The sequence below is a fragment of the Serinicoccus marinus DSM 15273 genome (assembly GCF_008386315.1).
GTDB lineage: Bacteria > Actinomycetota > Actinomycetes > Actinomycetales > Dermatophilaceae > Ornithinicoccus > Ornithinicoccus marinus.
This window is the reverse complement of record NZ_CP043808.1, coordinates 1,382,516-1,395,858: the sequence shown is the minus strand read 5'-3', so window position 1 is coordinate 1,395,858 and position 13,343 is coordinate 1,382,516. Positions and strand designations below refer to the sequence as shown.

At 71.2% G+C, this 13,343-nt stretch carries 17 protein-coding genes; 6 read left to right on the top strand and 11 right to left on the bottom strand.

The features are described from left to right. Positions 1-106: 106 nt before the first annotated feature. The 5 genes from FU792_RS06465 to FU792_RS06445 form a co-directional block, all read right to left on the bottom strand. Positions 107-439 carry a PH domain-containing protein gene (locus FU792_RS06465; protein WP_161600212.1) on the bottom strand — a complete coding sequence of 111 codons (333 nt, stop codon included), beginning with the start codon at positions 437-439 and terminating at the stop codon, positions 107-109. A 172-nt stretch (positions 440-611) separates the two neighbouring features. After that, positions 612-1,013, bottom strand: a complete 402-nt coding sequence (locus FU792_RS06460) for a hypothetical protein (RefSeq protein WP_022924541.1) — start codon at positions 1,011-1,013, stop codon at positions 612-614. Between the two features lie 177 nt (positions 1,014-1,190). Further along, positions 1,191-1,649 (bottom strand): luciferase domain-containing protein, encoded by a 459-nt coding sequence (locus FU792_RS06455; RefSeq protein WP_022924542.1) that lies wholly within the window; start codon positions 1,647-1,649, stop codon positions 1,191-1,193. Between the two features lie 50 nt (positions 1,650-1,699). Beyond that, positions 1,700-2,152, bottom strand: a complete 453-nt coding sequence (locus FU792_RS06450; protein WP_022924543.1) for a hypothetical protein — start codon at positions 2,150-2,152, stop codon at positions 1,700-1,702. Between the two features lie 155 nt (positions 2,153-2,307). Next, positions 2,308-4,458, bottom strand: coding sequence for an RCC1 domain-containing protein (locus FU792_RS06445; protein ID WP_161600211.1), 2,151 nt, complete (start codon positions 4,456-4,458; stop codon positions 2,308-2,310). A 273-nt stretch (positions 4,459-4,731) separates the two neighbouring features. Here FU792_RS06445 and FU792_RS16725 point away from each other — a divergent pair, with 273 nt between their 5' ends. Continuing rightward, positions 4,732-4,887 carry a hypothetical protein gene (locus tag FU792_RS16725; RefSeq protein ID WP_022924545.1) on the top strand — a complete coding sequence of 52 codons (156 nt, stop codon included), beginning with the start codon at positions 4,732-4,734 and terminating at the stop codon, positions 4,885-4,887. A 77-nt stretch (positions 4,888-4,964) separates the two neighbouring features. Beyond that, positions 4,965-5,411, top strand: a complete 447-nt coding sequence (locus tag FU792_RS06440; protein ID WP_022924546.1) for an NUDIX hydrolase — start codon at positions 4,965-4,967, stop codon at positions 5,409-5,411. A gap of 27 nt (positions 5,412-5,438) precedes the next feature. Here FU792_RS06440 and FU792_RS06435 read toward each other — a convergent pair whose 3' ends face one another. Further along, complete coding sequence (locus FU792_RS06435) at positions 5,439-5,900, bottom strand: hypothetical protein (RefSeq protein WP_149814634.1); 462 nt, start codon at positions 5,898-5,900, stop codon at positions 5,439-5,441. Between the two features lie 227 nt (positions 5,901-6,127). Between FU792_RS06435 and FU792_RS06430 the strand changes: the two genes are divergently transcribed. The 4 genes from FU792_RS06430 (at position 6,128) to FU792_RS06420 (ending at position 8,479) form a co-directional block, all read left to right on the top strand. Next, entirely contained in the window at positions 6,128-7,174 is a 1,047-nt protein-coding gene (locus tag FU792_RS06430) for an NAD(P)-dependent alcohol dehydrogenase (protein WP_022924548.1), read from the top strand. A gap of 169 nt (positions 7,175-7,343) precedes the next feature. Continuing rightward, entirely contained in the window at positions 7,344-7,892 is a 549-nt protein-coding gene (locus FU792_RS18430; protein ID WP_275100754.1) for a cold-shock protein, read from the top strand. Continuing rightward, positions 7,823-7,969, top strand: coding sequence for a cold-shock protein (locus tag FU792_RS17800; RefSeq protein WP_275100774.1), 147 nt, complete (start codon positions 7,823-7,825; stop codon positions 7,967-7,969). Before FU792_RS18430 ends, FU792_RS17800 begins: the two co-directional genes overlap by 70 nt. A 165-nt stretch (positions 7,970-8,134) precedes the next feature. Beyond that, positions 8,135-8,479 (top strand): hypothetical protein, encoded by a 345-nt coding sequence (locus FU792_RS06420; protein WP_149814633.1) that lies wholly within the window; start codon positions 8,135-8,137, stop codon positions 8,477-8,479. Between the two features lie 16 nt (positions 8,480-8,495). Here the strand turns inward: FU792_RS06420 and FU792_RS06415 are convergent, their stop codons facing one another. The 5 genes from FU792_RS06415 to FU792_RS17305 all read right to left on the bottom strand — a co-directional run bounded on the left by FU792_RS06415 (position 8,496) and on the right by FU792_RS17305 (position 13,197). Beyond that, entirely contained in the window at positions 8,496-9,224 is a 729-nt protein-coding gene (locus FU792_RS06415; RefSeq protein WP_022924551.1) for a VOC family protein, read from the bottom strand. Between the two features lie 67 nt (positions 9,225-9,291). After that, positions 9,292-10,077 carry a glucosamine-6-phosphate deaminase gene (gene nagB / locus FU792_RS06410; protein ID WP_022924552.1) on the bottom strand — a complete coding sequence of 262 codons (786 nt, stop codon included), beginning with the start codon at positions 10,075-10,077 and terminating at the stop codon, positions 9,292-9,294. After that, on the bottom strand, positions 10,077-11,246 hold the full coding sequence (locus FU792_RS06405; protein WP_022924553.1) for an anhydro-N-acetylmuramic acid kinase: 1,170 nt from the start codon (positions 11,244-11,246) through the stop codon (positions 10,077-10,079). The genes nagB and FU792_RS06405 overlap by 1 nt, the downstream gene beginning before the upstream one ends. Next, entirely contained in the window at positions 11,243-11,656 is a 414-nt protein-coding gene (locus tag FU792_RS17310) for an N-acetylmuramic acid 6-phosphate etherase family protein (RefSeq protein ID WP_202980406.1), read from the bottom strand. Before FU792_RS17310 ends, FU792_RS06405 begins: the two co-directional genes overlap by 4 nt. An 8-nt stretch (positions 11,657-11,664) precedes the next feature. Beyond that, a complete protein-coding gene (locus FU792_RS17305; protein WP_202980405.1) occupies positions 11,665-13,197 on the bottom strand; it encodes a BadF/BadG/BcrA/BcrD ATPase family protein in 1,533 nt (510 codons plus the stop codon). Positions 13,198-13,343: the final 146 nt, after the last annotated feature.

Sequence of the window (13,343 nt, the reverse complement as noted above, 5' to 3'; positions counted from 1 at the left end):
CGCCAGATCTGCCATGCCCTAGTCCTGGGCTCCGACTCGCATCGCTCCTGTGCCATGGGCGGACGCCCACATCTCTCAGCTCCTGCGCTCGGTGCCTGCCCGCCACCTATCCAGGCGTGGCCCGCTGACGCAGCTCCTGCAGTCGGGGAAGGTCTGCCGGCGGGACGCCCGCCAGGGGCACGGTCGAGCCATCCACCAGGTGCGCCTCCACGACCTCGGCCCACCGGTTCGGCTGATCGGCCCGCAGGTCGCTCACCTGCTCCCACGGGATGCGGCGGGCCCGCACGCCGCGTCCCGTCGTCTCCAGCTCGCTCGTCGTGGCACGAGTACCGAGCCGCGAGAGCACGATCACGCCGACAGCCGTCAGGCCCGACAGAGCGCGCCCCAGCGAGCCCCACGTGAGCGCGCCTTCTGACACCACTGAGATCAGAAAGATCACCAGGGTCGCCGCGAGCAAGATCCATCCCAACCGGCCCAGCCAGCGCGGGCCTCCCCATCTGGACGAGTCCCCGTCATCGGTACGCCTCAACGGCCCACCTCCTTCTCAGCACCGCCGGTGGCGATCCTGGGATACCGCCACCGGGCCAGGAGTTGCCGTGCGCCCATCGGCCCTACCGGCGGTGCCACTGGGCGTACGCGAAGGCCACTGCCACAGACACGCATACGAGTGAGCCGACCAGCAACCCCAGGAAGACCAAGGGCGGGTTCGCCTCGATAGAGCTCAAGTAGGTGTTGACGCCTATAAAAGCCATCGCGACTGCCAGCAGCAAGACGACGGCGAGAGCCAGCGCCACGTGCTGCCCAGGCGTCAGGCGTGACGTGGAACCCAGCGCCGGAGCGAGCGCCCACACGATCAGCAGGACGAGCTCGCCAGCGACGGCGCAAGCACCCAGGATCACGAGGAAGGGGACCCTGAGATAGTCAACCTCGGGAAAGCCCGTGGCAAACAGCTCCGCCCACAAAGGCAGTGACACATGCGCGACCGCGAGTATCGCCGCGATCCCGAGAAGCACCCACCGGTGTCGAACCCAGGCCGGTCGCGGTAGTTCCTCGATGCCCCACTGGGCCCGCCTTCGGGCTGCTACTACGTCCGGAGCTGCCATAGGTCAGTCTAACCCGCCGACAATTGCGGATCTGTTGACGATCACCAGCCAGTGCCCACGAATGGGTCGTCGGCTACTCGGGCGATGTCAGGCGGCTGAGCGAGCGAAGGCGAGACTCTCTTCGATGATTGAAAGCACCGTGCCGAGTTCATCGCTATCGCGGGGACCGAAGACCAAGAACTCGGTGCCGAAGTCCGCGTACTGGTGCGGTTCAGCCCAGCCCAGGCGCACCAGCTCCTCACCACGAGCCATCGGCAGCACCAAGTGCGCGCTCGTGTCCTGCACGCCATGCAGATGCACCGGTTCGAGGCGCCCCCCGGGCGCCAGTGACCTTCCAGGACCAGCCTCCTCATCGAGATCCACTAGGTAGACCGCTCTGGAAGAAACGGGAGAAACCTGGCTGATGCCCTCAACGACGCCCTCGAGCGTGAAGACCTGAGCGACCAGCTCACCCCAGATCGCCGGCGGCGCTTGCTGATCAAGCTGCCGATGCGGGCCTTCCGAGGACGTGGCCGGCCGGGCTCCAACCCGTGGTTCTAGGTGCACCTGACGACTGTATCGGGCCCTGCAGCACGACTCGCCACGGAGCAGGACCGTCAGCGCGCATCCGACGGGACGGTCTTCAGGCTCGTGCGACGGTCCCGAGAGGTCGAGTCATCACGCAGTTGCCGGAAGGCACAGAATCCGACGATGGTCAGCCACGTGATTGCCAGCGGCTGCGCGACCCCATAGGTCATCGCGGTGACCCATGTTCCGCCGATACCCAGCCACAAGACCCAGGCTATGGGCGGCACGATGGCGATGACGGCAGCGACCACTGCCTCGACCGCCAGCACGAGCCACCGATGCGGCAGACGCCGACCGATCAACACCACGACGACGAAGACGAGGCTGACAACAAGAGAGATGGCCCACGCTCCCCAATAGTCCTCCATCGAAACCCTGGCCAGCGCCGACATCTTGGCCTCTGACACCGATCCCGTCGCCAGCAGCAGAATCAACAGCACGGGTATCCGGGCGAGCATAAACACTTCACGCTTCGAGCCCATGGGTTACGCCTCCTCCAGCCACTTTGTTGGTGCTCCTGCACGACACAGTGACCATCTGTCTGTACTTACCACCGTGCCCCATTCTGCTGGTGGCCACAAACGCTAGACCAGCAGCGGGTGCTGCGCCACGACAGCGGCCGGCCCATGGCGGTGCCTTAGATGCTGATGCGCACCGGGGCGTCACGCTGCTCGTAGGTGCCGTCACCGATCTGGCCGTATGAGTTGTCGCCCCAGCACCGAACCTGACCACCGGAGGTGCCAGCGCAGGCGTGTCGGGAGCCCGTGGAGATCTGGGCGGTCGTGCCGCTGCCCAGCCCGTCGACGGGGCCGGGGGTGGGGCGAGGCGCGCTGGATTCACCAGTCCCGAGGGTGCCGAAGGAATTCGCGCCCCAGCACACGGTGGCCGACGTGGCGGACAGGGCGCAGTTGAAGCCTGAGCCGCTGGCATCGACCATGACCGTGCTGCCCGGGCCGAGGGTGGCAACCGCCACAGGCACCAGCGACCAATAGTTGCCGCCGCCGGGGTGCGGGAAGCCAAGCTCCCCTTCCGCGTTGTCGCCCCAGCACCGGACGGCTCCTGCTGTCGTCAACGAACAAGCACCATGCACGCCGACCGAGACCTGGGCAGTGGTGCCAGCCCCCTGACCACTCACCTGGCTGGGCCGAGTTCGCTCTGTCTGGGTGCCGTCTCCAAGCGTGCCGATCACGTTGGAGCCCCAGCACAGGGCAGCTCCGTCGTCACGCACGACGCAGGTGCTGAGATAGTTCGCGTCGACCTGCCGAGTGGTCCCCGGCCCCAGTCCCGAGACCAGGGTAGGCATCACCTCTGAGCCGCCCTTCGCCATACCGATCCCCAGCTGGCTGGAGGAGTTCGAGCCCCAGCAACGCGTGGCGCCCGTGATGGAGACCGCACACGCGTGCTTCTTCCCCGTGGTGAGCTGCACAGTCGTGCCCGCTCCGAGCCGTGGGATGTCGACGGGCTCAGTCGAATACGAGCCGTAGGGACCGGCGAGCACGCCATCCTCGTTGGCGCCCCAGCACTTCACGGCGCCATCGGTAGACAGGGCACACGCGAAGCTGCCGCCCACCGACACTGACCGCGTGCTTCCCGCTCCGAGCCCTGTCACGGAAACCGGAGTGGGGCTGCTGGTCGTCGTGCCGTCCCCGAGTGCGCCCTTGCCGTTGGCGCCCCAACAGCGGACCGTCCCGGCAGCGGTCACCGCGCACGAAGTGGCCACACCTGTCGCCACACCAGCGTTCACCGGCAGCTGGCCGGGGCGCGCGGCCGCTGAGGCGGCTTCCAGCGTGGCATCGCAGACGGCCGTCGAGCCGCCGAGCGCCAGCACACGGTCTGGAGTGACCAGAGACAGATACGCAGAAACGCTCTGGGGAAGGGTGCCGCAGCGCTGGTTGACCAGCAGGACGGGGCCGTCGGTCAGGACGCCAGCGGCAACCGCATCGGCAAGGGTGTCGCCACGCGCGAGGTATACCGTCGAGGGCGCCGTGGGGAAGGCGCGCCCCGCGATGGTGGCGGCGGTGTCGTACCGGTTCTTCCCGTGAATCCGATCAGGACGCTGGCCTGCGTAGGGCAATTCTTCCAGGGTGGCGTCGGACACGACGCTCGAGCCGCCGAGACCGACCGCCAGCGGGGACATCAGCCGGGCGAGCTCCACCAGGACCGACCGAGGGTAGGAGCCGTCTGGACGGACCAGCAGGACCGGTCCGTCCGTCAGCGATCCGGCCGCGATCGCGTCGGCGTATGCAGTGCCGTTGGCGAGGTAGACGGGCCCATCGGTCTGCCCCTGGAAGGCGCGCTCACTGATCAGGGCAGCAGTGTCGTAGCGACCCTCGCCCGCGATCCGATCGGCGGCCCGACCAGCGGCAGCGCTGCGCAGCGTCTCCCCGCACACGGCCCCGGACCCACCCAGGGCGATGACCTCTTGGGCACCGAGTCGCGAGATCTCGGTCCTCACAGCGCTCGGGACGGCCCCGCACGAGCGGACGAGCAGGATGGGGCCGTCAGTCAGCATCCCACCTGCTACCGCGTCGGCGAATTCGTCTCCCCGGGCGAGATAGACCACGTCGGACCCGTTCGGGAAGGCACGGCGCGAGATTGCAGCCGAGGTGGCGTAACGGTCTGAGCCCCCGACCCGACCGGTGGATGCGGCAGCTGCTGCGATGTCGGTGGCAGCGACTGGCCTGGCGCTGGCGGAATCGTGGCCCGCGCGAACCGCATCCTGACCCCCATCGAGCGCCTGCGTCGGCGATATACCCATCACCGCGAGAACCAAGAGCGTCACGGTCATCGCCGTCCACCTGGCCATCGATGCTCTCATCTGACCCGCCATGTCGTCCTCCCCGCCTTTGGGCTTGTCACTCTAGGGCCACGGCGCGGAAAAGTGCGGCTGAAAGACTCGCTGCCCCATGGATTCGACCGGCACCGGTCCACTGCTGAGTGATGAAGAGCACAGCGCCTCCCCATCATTCGTGGTCTCTCCGCACCGATCGCGGGGCTGTGCGGCGCTACCCTGTCCGGACGAAGCCCCAGGAGCAGCCAGAATCGGGAGCGAGGAAGAGACATGTCCGATTCGTCCGTCCCCTTGCTCCTGCTGCCGTGCCTCGCGTTCCTTCTCTGGTCCGTGTACGACAAGCGGGCCGATGTCAGGACCAAACTTGCAGCCGCCTTCCTGACGATGATCATGGGGACGTTCGTGGCGCTCTGGGCCCTCTTCTGACCAAGAATCCTGTGCCTTGGGCCCCGGCATTGCGCGGGGCCTCACTGACGCCCGGGGCCCAGCGGTAGCGTTCCGACGTGCACTTCAGCGAGTACGACACCCGGTTGGCCGCCTATGCACTCCTGACCACGGACGATCAGCAGGTCCTGCTCACGTGGTTCAACGGAGGAGCTCGAGCACAGAATGCCGCATGGTCGCTGCCAGGTGGCGGGGTCGAGTTCGACGAGTCCATCCATGACGCTGTCGTGCGTGAGGTGTTCGAGGAGACCGGCTACACGGTGACGGTCGGACAGATCGTCGCCGAGCACCACTTCACGGTCCCCCGCACCGCCTCCCGCCGACCCTTGCGCTCACAGCGCTTCCTGCTCGACGCCGCCATCACCGCCGGTGAACTGGGCACGACGGAGTCGGGCGGCACGACAGACTTCGCGAAGTGGTTCCCCCTCAGTGACGTCCCCGACCTGCACCCACGAGCCGACATCGTCGACCTGGCTGTCGAGATCCTCGAAGAGCGGCTTCCCTAGTCAGCCCGAGCCGAAGACCGCCATGTGTCACAGCTGGCGCGGTGTGGCCGGCACCACGACCGGGCCTCGGTCTTCGTGCATGACGACGACTGCGGCGTTCCGCCGATGGAGTTGCGTGACCAGGACGGAGTCCCCTTCGTCCAGCTCAGACGTCACGCCACCGCGCCCGATGACGAGCACCTCGTCCCCGGCGCGAATGTGCAGGACGCCGAGCTTCACCGAGATCACGATGCCGTGCGCCAGGGCGCTGGGAGGCCGTCGCACCCAGGTCGGCATCAGGAGGAACCACCAGGCCAGCCCTATGAAGACGGCGAAGATGGCCGTCCCCAGCACGGCCACTGCGAAAGACCACGAGTTGACGACGGCCATGAACGCCGACCAGAGAACACCGGCCACGAGCACGACAGGAAGCATCAGCACGCGCTGCTTCTTCGCGGCTCGGCGGAGCGCGGCGACCGCGGCTGCATCATCCACGTCGTTGACGGGCATACCGTCGCCACCATCCATGGCTCTCCGCTCTCCCACTCAAGATCGTCCCAGACAACCGCGGGCCAGGCTCCATCAGTGAATCCCACTTCGGGGTTCCCCCGTCCGAGGCGGTCCGACCCAGGCTCATCCACCCCGCCGCAATCCACTACCATAAGTAGTAGATCGACCCGGGCTCCCCGCCTGGCCGCCGTGGTCAGCAGAACGGCCGATCCGGACGAAGGAGAAGCATGCGCGCGATCGTCTTCACCGACTACCAGACGTTCCCCGAGCTGAGGGAGGTCGAGCGCCCGACGCCCGGCCCCGGCGAGGTGCTGCTCAAGGTGGCCGGCGCCGGCGCCTGCCACTCCGACGTCGGCCTCTTCGCCGAGTTCGAGTCCGACCCGACCGGGCTGCTCACCCCGCCCTTCGTCCTCGGTCACGAGACCTCCGGCTCGATCGAGGAGCTCGGACCTGGCGTCACCGGCCTGCAGACGGGCGACGCCTACCTCGTCTACGGCCCGATCGGCTGCGGCCGCTGCCCCGCGTGCTCGCGCGGACAGGACACCTACTGCGCCCAGCCCCAGACCGTCGGGTATGCCGCCGCCGGGCTCGGGCGCGACGGCGGCATGGCGGAGTATCTCGCCGTCCCGGCGCGCAACCTCGTGCCGCTCGGCGACGCCGACCCGGTCGCCGCGGCCCCGCTCGCGGACGCCGGCCTCACCCCCTACCACGCCATCAAGCGGGTGCTCCCCCACCTGGACGGCGGCGGCCGCACCGCCCTGGTCATCGGCCTGGGTGGCCTGGGCCTCGTGGCCGTCCAAATCCTGCGCGCGCTCACCGGCGCCACCGTGATCGCCACGGACTCCAAGCCCGCGGCCATGGCGGCGGCCGAGGAGCTTGGCGCCGTCACGGTCCCCTCCGGCGAGGATCAGGTCGAGCGGATCCGCGAGCTGACCGGCGGGCGCGGCGTGGACGCCGTCTTCGACATCGTCGGTGTCGACGCGACGATGCAGCTCGCCGGCGCGACGGTCGCCCAGCGCGGCTCCGTCACGATCGTCGGGATCGGCGGCGGCACCTTCCCGTGGAACTTCTTCACCGTGCCCTACGAGGTCAACTTCTCCTCGACCTACTGGGGCACCATCGAGGACCTGCACGAGGTGGTGGCGATGTACCGCGCCGGCCAGATCACGCCCGCGATCGAGCGCTACTCGCTGGACGACGGGCTCGAGGCATACCGACGCCTCCGGGACGGCGAGCTCGACGCGCGCGCCGTCATCGTGCCGCACGACTCGTGAGGCGCTGACGCGGGGGCGCATCGCTCCTCGCCCCGCCGCCGGCCACGGTAGGACGATGCCGATCGCCACGACAACGAGGAGTCTGTCGTGACCGAAGGAACCGTGCGGTGGTTCGACGCGGACCGAGGTTCGGTTCATCGTCCTCGGCGAGGACGCGGAGGATCTCTACGTGCACGCGTCCGAGATCGTCAGCAACGACACGACGAGGGTCTTGCGAGAGGGCCAGGTGGTGGAGTTCGAGATCGGCGAGGGCGACCGAGGCCCGCAGGCGCGCCGCGTCAGGGTCACGGCCGAGCAGCCCACGGACGCCCCCCTGGGTCTGCTCGGCACGGTCTACTGGTACGAGCCGAGCAAGGGGTATGGCTTCGTGAGCCCGGACGACGGCGGTGACGAGATCTTCCTGCACAGCTCGGCCATCGTGCCCGGCGGTCTGGTCTCCGAGGGCCAGGGCGTCGCCTTCCTCGTCGTCGACAGCGAGAGGGCCCGCAGGCTCGCGACGTGCGGCTCGTCGGTGGGTCGGCACGTCGGGGCGCACCCGCGCGGTCGACGTCCCGCCCCCGCTCCGGGCCGCGGCGGTCGTCCGACGGCCCGGCCCGAGGGGGCCAGGGTGTGGTCGCGCGCTACGACGCGGACCGGGGCTTCGGCTTCATCATCCCGGACGCCGGAGGCGCGGACCTCTTCGTGCACGTCTCCGTCCTGCGCGACGGCGAGACGCTAGACCCGGGTGACCGGGTGCGCTACCAGGTGCGCCAGAGCGCGCGGGGACCGCAGGCCGACCGCGTCGAGCTGCTCTAGTCCCGTCGGCGGACGGTATGCTGCTCGTCCCGGGTATGCCCGTCGCGTGGCCAGGCACGGAGTCCTTGCCCCGCCTCAGCGTCCTGGACAACCCGCTGTGAGCATCGCTTCATGGCTGCCTGACCCGACCCCGCCACCCCCGGCTAGGCCACTAGCGTGGGCAGCATGACCTGGATGCGATCGCGAGTGGGGTGGCTCGCGGCCGTCATCTCACTGTGGGCACTGCTGCGTGCCCTGCGCCGCCTGGTGGAGCCGGACGATCGTCCCGTGGCGCTCGCCGTCGCGGTCGTCGTCATCCTCGTCGCCGCGCTGATCCCTCCCACCCGAGGTAGCGGGCGCGTGACAGCCGAGCAGGCGGGCTGGCGCAAGGTGGTGCAGCTCTTCCTCGCGGCCGGGGTGACAGCACTCGCCGCGCTGGTGGGCGCCGGCGTGCTCGTCGCCGGGGTGCTCGGTGTCGTCACCGCCGCTGTCGTGCCGCTGGCTTGGCCGGCACCGAGAGAGTCGTCCTGACCTCACCCGGTGCAGGTCAGTCCGCAATGTCGCCCAGCACGCAGAACTCGTTGCCCGACACGTCGCGCATCACCGTCCACGGGTGCCCCTGCGTCCAGTCCTCCGTCGCCAGCGAGGCGCCCAGCGAGAGCGCGAGCTCGACCAGACCGCGCTGGTCCGGCCCGTCGCGGGTCGGCCGGACGTCGAGGTGCGTGCGGTTCTGGCGCACCTTCGGCTCCGGCTCGGGGCAGAGCTCGAGCAGCGGACCGCGCAGGCTCGGGTGCCGCAGCGTGACGAGTCCGACCCCCTCGGTCGGGACCCAGCCGGTGATCGCGGCATACAGCTCGGCGTCGCGCGCCGGGTCGGCGCTGTCGAGCGGCAGCGCCGCGATCGGCCCCGTGTCGGTATAGGCCGCGCGCTCCTGCATGACGCAGAACGGGTTGCCGTCCGGGTCGGCGAGCACGACCCACGGCACGTCCACCTGCCCGATGTCGGTATGCCTGGCCCCCAGTCCGAGGAGCCGCTCCACCACCTCCGCCTGCTGAGCACCGCCGCGCAGGTCCAGGTGCAGCCGCCACCCCGATGGCGGTGGCTCGGTCACCGGCTCGATGCAGATGTCCAGCCACACGTCGTCGTCGATCCGCAGCCGGCCCTCGTAGTCCTCCGGGCTGCCGGGAGCCAGGTCCTCGAGCCCGAGCGCCGCCGACCAGAACCGGCCCGTGGCCTGCGGGTCCCGCGCCTGCATGACGATGTTCTCCAGCCGCATACTTGTGACCCTAGTCCGCCCCGAGGACGGCAGCGGTCCGCGAGCGCCGCACGCCCGGGACCGCGGCTCAGAGCCCCTGCCAGTCGGGCTTGTTCGCCCACGCCTCCCGGTAGTAGCCCGCCAGCCCCAACCCCGCCGCGGCCACCTCGTCGAGCAGCACGCTGACGTGCGGGTGCCACTGGAGCACGGTCGCGGGCCAGCGCGCAGAGACCGCACCCTCGACGAGCTGGGCGACCGCCCGCGCCTTGCCCTCCCCCGTCGCGACGAGCACGACGTGCCGGGCCTGCATGATCGTCGCCAGCCCCTGGGTCAGGCAGTGCGTCGGCACCGCATCGGCGTCGCCGTCGAAGAAGCGGGCGTTGTCCTCCCGCGTCCGCCGGGTCAGGGTCTTGATCCGGGTCCGGCTCGCGAGCGAGCTGCCCGGCTCGTTGAAGGCGATGTGCCCGTCGCTGCCGATCCCGAGCAGCTGCACGTCGACGCCGCCCGCCGCCGCGATCCGCTGCTCGTAGGCCCGCGCCGCCGCGGGCAGGTCCCCCGCGCTCCCCTGCGGGTTGTGCACCCGCTCCGGGGGGATGCCCGCCGGGTCGGTCAGCTCGCGCCGGATCTCGGTGCGGTAGCTGGCCGGGTGCCCCTCGGGCAGCCCGACGTACTCGTCCAGCGAGACCGTGCTCACCCCGGACAAGTCGAGCTCGCCCGCCCGCACCCGGGCGACGAGCTCGGCATACACCGGGCGCGGGCTGGAGCCGGTCGCGACGCCGAGCACCGCCTCCGGTCGGGTCCGCACGAGCCGGCTCACGACGTCGGCGCCGAGCCGCCCGATCTCCTCCTCGTCGCGGCAGATGACGACCTCCATCAGCCCACCACCTCCAGCCGGGTCGGGGCGACCTCCGCGGGCTCGGGGAGGCGCAGCGGTCCGTGACCAGGGGTGATGCGCCCCGCCAGCCGCGCGTCGCGGGCCCCGGTGACCCCGGGCAGGGTGCCGGGCACGCCGTGCCAGGTGAGGAAGCCGAGCAGCGCGAAGAGGCAGGCCTCCTTCGCGTCGACCGGTATGCCGTGGCTCCCGCTCGTCGTCACCCGCACCTGCGGCATCGCCTCGGCCAGCATCCTCATCAGCGTCGGGTTGTGCGCACCTCCGCCGCTGGTCACGACCTCCTGCGGCGCGAACGGCGCCAGGGCGTCGGCCACCGTGCGGGCGGTCAGCGTGGTGAGCGTCGCCAGCAGGTCGGCGTCCGCGACCGGGCGACCGTGCGCGGCCAGCGCGTCGTCGACGTGTCCGAGGTTGAAGCGCTCCTTGCCGGTCGTCCTCGGCGGTTCCCGCCGGTAGTAGTCGTCCGCCAGCAGGACCGCGAGCAGCCCCTCGTCCACGCTCCCCGCGGCGGCGCCCGCCCCGTCCGCGTCGTAGCGCGCCCGTCCTGCGGTCCGCCGTGCGACCACCGCGTCAACGAGCGCGTTGGCGGGCCCGGTGTCGAAGGCCAGCACCTCCTGCGGGCCGACCACGGTGACGTTGGCGATGCCCCCGAGGTTGAGCGCGGCGCAGGTCCTCCCCCGTCCGCCGAGCCACAGCGCGTCCCACAGGCTTGCGAGCGGCGCGCCCTGACCCCCGGCCGCCACGTCGGCGACCCGCAGGTCGGAGACCACCGGTCTACCCGTCCGCTCGGCGATCCACGCCGGCTGCCCGAGCTGCAGGGTCCCGGTGACCTGTCCGTCCACGACGTCGTGGAAGACGGTCTGGCCGTGCGAGGCGAGGAGGTCGGGCGCTCCCCCGGCCAGCTCGGCGCCGAGCCCCGCCACCGCATCGGCGAACGCCTGGCCGAGCCGGGTGTCGAGCCGGCACACCTGCTCCATCCCCACCTGTCCGGGCGGGTATGCCGCGAGCACCTCCTCCCGCAGCGCGTCGTCGAAGGGCACGGTCCCCGAGCCGAGGATCCGTGCCTGCACGACCTCGCCGCGCAGCTCCAGGTCGAGGGCCGCGACGTCGATGCCGTCGACGCTCGTGCCCGAGCCGACCCCGACGACGATCACGCGTGCACCTGCCGCAGGGCTCCGCGCACCGAGTCGCCTCCCCGGGTGAGGAGCTCGCGCGCCCGGTCGGCGTCGTGGTCGCCGAGCACCATGACCACGGCGACCTTCGTGCTCCAGCCGGCGGCCTCGAGGGCCTCGGTCGCCCGCCCCGACTCGCAGCCGGTCACTCGCTGCACCATCCGCACCGCCCGGTCGCGCAGCTTCACGTTGGAGGCCTGCATGTCGACCATGAAGGGCCCGTGCGTCTTGCCCAGCCGCACCATGACCGCGGTCGACAGCGCCCCGAGCAGCATCTTCTGCGCCGTGCCGGCCTTTAACCGGGTGGAGCCGCTGATGACCTCGGGGCCGGTCGGCACCTCCACCGCGTGGTCCACCCCGACCGACGCCCGCGCCCCGGTGTTGCCGGACACGGCGACGGTCAGCGCAGCACCCGCGACGCGGCCTCCGCCAGCCCGTGCAGGACGTAGGGCGTGCGGCCGGACGCGCTGATCCCCACCACGACGTCGTCGGGACCCACGTCGGCGCCGCGCACCATCTCGGACCCGGCCGGGCCGTCGTCCTCGGCGCCCTCCCGCGCCTGCACCATCGCCTCCACCCCTCCGGCGGGCAGCGCCCGCACGAGGTCGGGCGTGGTGCCGTAGGTCGGCGGCAGCTCCGAGGCGTCGACGAAGGCGAGCCGTCCCGGTGTGCCCGCCCCGAGGTAGAACATCCGCCCTCCGGCGCGGAGCCGGTCAGCGATGTCGTCCACCGCAGCGGCCACCGTCGGCACGACCCGCAGCAGCGCCGGCGCCACCGTCGCCTCGGCCTCCCACAGCTCGGTCAGCACGGCCGCGGAGTCGCGCTCGTCGAGGTCGAGCAGGTCCTCCCGCACGCCCTCGGTCTCGAGCGCACCGATGACCTCGCCCTTGGCCGCCCGATCGTCATCCCCGGACAAGGGCCCTGCTCTGCCGCCCCCCGAGGGGCTCCCCGCCGCGCCACCGCCCACGACAGCGTCCGCAGCACGGCTGACACCCACCTGCTCGGCCACCACCGGGCTCAGCTCGCCCGACCACACCTGCCGGGCCAGCGCCTCCGCCCCGTCGAGGGAGGTCCCGGCGGCCGGCAGCACCTCTCCGCCCACCGCTGCCACGAACGGCTCGGTGAGCAGCGGGCCCACCTGGGCCAGCCCTCCGGCCAGGCACACCGGCAGCGCGGGGTCGAGCGCGTCGCGACAGGCCAGCCCGGTCCGCGCGAGACCCGCCCCGGCGTCGGCCCAGATCCCCACGGCCACCTCGTCGCCGGCCTCCGCCTCCCGCGCTACGTCCGTCGCGAAGGACGCGACCAGCCGCGACGGGTGCTCCGCGGAGTGCACCGCCGCCGGAAGCCCGGCGAGGTCACCGAAGCGCTGCCTCGCAGCGTGCTCCAGCGCCGCCGACCCGCCCCGCCCGTCGCGATGCTCCAGCGCCGCGCGCAGACCGGCACGGCCCACGGCATACCCGCTGCCGTCGTCCCCGAGGAGGAAGCCCCAGCCGTCCCGCACCACCGTGCGCCCGGTCGCGTCCGCCCCGAGCGCCACCGCCCCGGTCCCGGCGGCCACCACGACCCCGGGCCGGTCACCGATCGCCCCCACGTAGGTCGTCGTCACGTCACCGGTGAGCAGCACGACGTCGGCGTGCTCCGTGAGCAGCGCCTCCGCCAGCGCCTCCCGCCGCGCGCTCGCCGCGTGGTAGCCGACCAGCCCCATCGCCAGCACGTCGACCCGCCCGACGTCCAGACCCTCGAGCGCACCGCGCAGGGCGGCCAGCACCTGCCGCACCCCGTCGGCCGCCGCGAGCCCGACGACACCCGGCCCCTCGCCCTCGCGCACCCCCTCCGGTCCGCACGCGCGCACCCGCGCCCCGGTCTTGCCCAGGTCCACCGCCAGCAGGCTGGGCGACTCGCCGTCAGATCTCGTCGTCCTCGTTGACACCACGGGAGGCAGTATGCCAATGTCTGGACCGTTGGTCTAGCACCGTTGGTCTAAAGATGCCCTCTGACAAGGACGTGAGAGCACATGCCCCAGCCGAACCCCCGACGCCGCAACCGCGTCGTGCTCTCGACCGACCACGCTCCCTCCCG